The sequence below is a fragment of the Bacillus andreraoultii genome, from assembly GCF_001244735.1.
GTDB lineage: Bacteria > Bacillota > Bacilli > Bacillales > Caldibacillaceae > Caldifermentibacillus > Caldifermentibacillus andreraoultii.
In genome coordinates, this window is record NZ_LN868926.1 from 1 (window position 1) to 910 (window position 910).

Annotated in this window: 1 protein-coding gene; it reads left to right on the plus strand. The window is 34.5% G+C overall.

The window, feature by feature from the left end:
- On the plus strand, positions 1-910 hold a 910-nt coding region (locus BN2144_RS19980), incomplete at both ends, for a DNA methyltransferase (protein WP_033826332.1).

The window sequence follows — 910 nt, forward strand, 5'->3', positions numbered from 1 at the left end:
TACGTTTCATGGAAGTCAATGATTATCTTCCAACGAAAGTCCGGGTTTTATCGTCTATTCATGGGGATCGTTCAGAACCAGATATGATGAAAGAGGCGTTATCACTTGATTTAGACTTGGATAAAGAATACGTATATGAACTCAAAATGAACAATCAAACAGATGAACTGTTTAAATATCTGATTAAAATGCATTGTAATGACTTAAACCGTTACATGCCATTTATGTTTGAAACGATTGAAGACTATACAGAGATATTATTTCCTGAAGGGTTACTTGGAACAGATTCATTTGTTCGGAAAATGACGGATACGGAAGTGATTCCAGAAGATAATTGGGAGCAAATTGAAGTTATTGGCTGGCTGTATCAATATTATATTGCTGATGAAAAAGATCGTGTGTTTAAAGCGAAAAGGAAATACAAGGCAGAAGAAATCCCTTATGCAACACAACTATTTACACCTGACTGGATTGTTCAATATATGGTGCAAAATTCATTAGGAAGGTACTGGACGGAAGCACACCCTGAACATGAAGATTTAATTACGAACTGGGAATTTTTCATCAAACATCAGCAAGAAGACTTTCAAGAAAAAATTGCTCCCTATGTAAATAAAGAGTTAAATGTTGAAGATATTAAATGTTTTGATCCCGCAATGGGAAGTGGCCACATTTTAGTCTATATGTTTGATGTTCTTTATGAAATATATAGTAAGTGTGGATATATGGAAAGAGAAATACCACGTTTAATTATTGAGAAAAATCTATATGGATTAGACATTGACGACCGTGCTTACCAATTAGCATGCTTTTCAGTCGTAATGAAGGCCCTTCAGTACAATAGAAGATTCCTTAGAAGCATTGAGCGAGATGGATTAACGATGAATTTAGCATCCATTCAAGAAACAAA